A 2,480-nucleotide genomic window follows, 5' to 3' on the forward strand; every position below is an offset into this window, starting at 1 on the left:
AATAACGCTACCGTGAATCCTATCCCCGCCAGCATTCCCGCCGTCAGCAATTCCCGCCGCCCCATCCCGATCGGGAAAGGAAATCCGAGTCTCACGGCGAGGGAGCTGAAGAGAAAAACGCCGCTCACCTTCCCGACTATCAGGGAGATCAGCACCAGCCAGGTAACAGGACCGACGGAGCTGAAGGCGACGCCGCCATTGACCAGCCCGAACATCACCAGTCCGAAATCGACGAAGACCTTCCAGTCGTGCTCGAACCGGGCCAGAGGCGACAGGTCACCGGGCTCATCCTCGAAGAGGTGCGCGGTTTCGGTGTAGCGGTGCGGGAGAAAGGGGATCACGAAGACCAGCGCCAGTGCCGGATGGAGGTGGGCCTGGAACAGCCCGAACCAGCTCATGCTCCCCCCTACGAGGAGCGTGGGCCAGTAACTTCCGCCCCCCCGGCGGCGGAAGACGTAGGATACTCCCATCGCCCCCGCTGTCAGCAACAGCCAGAGAGGCTGGACGGGGGTGTTGGGATCGCTGTAAAAGATGGCGATGATCGCGAGCCCGATCGCGTCGTCGGCGATGGCCAAAAGGAGCAGAAAGGAGATCGCGGGATGCCCCTTGCCGAAGATGAAACGGGCGGCGAGCCAGGCGAAGGCGATGTCGGTCGCGGTCGGGATCCCCCATCCCCTGGTCAGGGCCGGAGAGCCGAAGGCTATGTTCAAAAGGAGATAAAGGGCCACCGGCCCCAGCACGCCGCCGGCCGTCGCCAGCAGCGGGTTCACCGCACGCTTCAGCGGATGCAGATCGCCGCCGGGGAGACAGCTCTGGGTGATCTCCACGGCGGCGATGCCGAAGAAGAGGGTCATGAACAGATCGTTCGTGACGAAGTGAACGGAGAGGCCGGCAAAGAACGGGTCGTGCAGAAAGGAGTGGTAGCTTTGCCAGTCGAGGTTGGCCCAGGCAAGGGCGGCGAGGACGCCTGCCATCAGCGGGACGGAGAATTCCCGCAGCAGATTCAGCCCGTTCCTCATCTAGACCGGCTGGCCCGCGTCGCTCTCTACCCGGTCGTAGTCGTCCTGGAAGCGGACGATGTCGTCCTCGCCCAGGTACTCCCCGCTTTGCACCTCGATGATGATCAGAGGAATGACGCCGGGGTTTTCCAGACGGTGGTTGGAGCCGATGGGGATGAAGGTGGACTCGTTGACGTTGACGACGCGGATGGTGTCGCCGCAGGTGACCTTGGCGGTTCCGGAGACAACGATCCAGTGTTCGCTCCTGTGGTGGTGCTTCTGCAGCGACAGGCGCTGGCCGGGGAGCACCTCGATCCTTTTGATCTTGTAACCGGTATTCTCATCGAGAACCGTGTAGGTTCCCCAGGGACGCTCTCCGCGCTCCATCATCAACCTCCAGATCCGAATCCTTTTATTTTGTCGTGCGCAACTCCAGGTACCGTTTGAGGGCTTCCTGCCAAGGCTCCGGCGCGAAGCCGGTGTCCTGCGCGAGCTTGCTGCAGTCGAGGGTCGAGTAAAGGGGCCGCGCCGCCGGACGCCCGAGCTCCGTGGTAGTCATGGCCTTGACCGCGACATCTTTTTCCGCCAGTCGGAAGATCTCCTTGGCGAAGCCGTTCCAGGAGACGAAGCCGGCATTGGCGGCGTGATAGGTCCCGCGGCAGTCCTTCTCGACAAGAGCCTTGATGGCCAGCGCCAGGTCGTAGGTCCAGGTCGGGGACCCGATCTGGTCATCCACCACGCTCAGCTCGTCCCGCTCGCCCGCCAGCTTCAGCATGGTCTCGACGAAGTTCTTCCCCGCGTGACCGTAGAGCCACTGGGTCCGGACCACCACGTGGTTGTCGTTGAACCAGGTATTCATCTCGCCGGCGAGCTTCGATTCCCCGTAGACGCTGAGGGGCCCCTGGAGGTCGTCCTCCACGTAGGGCGAGCCTTTGCTGCCGTCGAAGACGTAGTCGGTGCTGACCTGGACCAGCTTGGCCCCGATCTCCTTGGAGATCATGGCAAGGTGCGCGACGCCTTCGGCGTTGACCTGCATGGCAAGCTCTTTATTGCTCTCGCAGCCGTCGACGTCGGTGTAGGCGGCGGAGTTGATCACGACCCTCGGCTTCAGGGTGAGCAGCACTCGCTGTACCGATTCCAGGTCGGTGATGTCGATCTCGTCGACGTCCACCCCGCGGGCGGAGTCGCCAAAGACACCCATCAACTCCTGGCCAAGCATCCCTTTGCTGCCGACTACCAGTATCATCAAGTCCTCCAACAGGTTTACTAATTAGCGCCAATCTTCCGCTATGAGATTGTCATCCCCGAATGCCCTTATCGGGGATCCAGATGTCACGTCGTTCAGGATCTGGATTCCCGATCAGAATCGCTTCGGGAATGACAGCTTTGGAAGCTGGCGGAAGATTGGTAATCAGGACCTTTTTGGGGAAATAGTTCCGCTGACGTATGGCTCGTGTGCCACACGTCGTCAAGAGAACTCCG

4 protein-coding genes are annotated in these 2,480 nt (G+C 61.6%); all 4 read right to left on the reverse strand.

What is annotated here, in order from left to right; all coding sequences use genetic code 11:
* Positions 1-1,019, reverse strand: a 1,019-nt coding sequence (locus AC11W3_RS10525) for a Na+/H+ antiporter NhaA (protein WP_484092975.1), incomplete at its 3' end; no start/stop codon positions are given.
* Complete coding sequence (locus tag AC11W3_RS10530) at positions 1,020-1,385, reverse strand: phosphomannose isomerase type II C-terminal cupin domain (protein ID WP_484088806.1); 366 nt, start codon at positions 1,383-1,385, stop codon at positions 1,020-1,022. It abuts the gene before it with no gap.
* A gap of 25 nt (positions 1,386-1,410) precedes the next feature.
* Complete coding sequence (gene rfbD, locus AC11W3_RS10535; RefSeq protein WP_484088807.1) at positions 1,411-2,244, reverse strand: dTDP-4-dehydrorhamnose reductase; 834 nt, start codon at positions 2,242-2,244, stop codon at positions 1,411-1,413.
* A gap of 52 nt (positions 2,245-2,296) precedes the next feature.
* On the reverse strand, positions 2,297-2,480 hold a 184-nt coding region (locus tag AC11W3_RS10540; RefSeq protein ID WP_484092976.1), incomplete at its 5' end, for a hypothetical protein.

The organism is Geomonas sp., assembly GCF_056994735.1.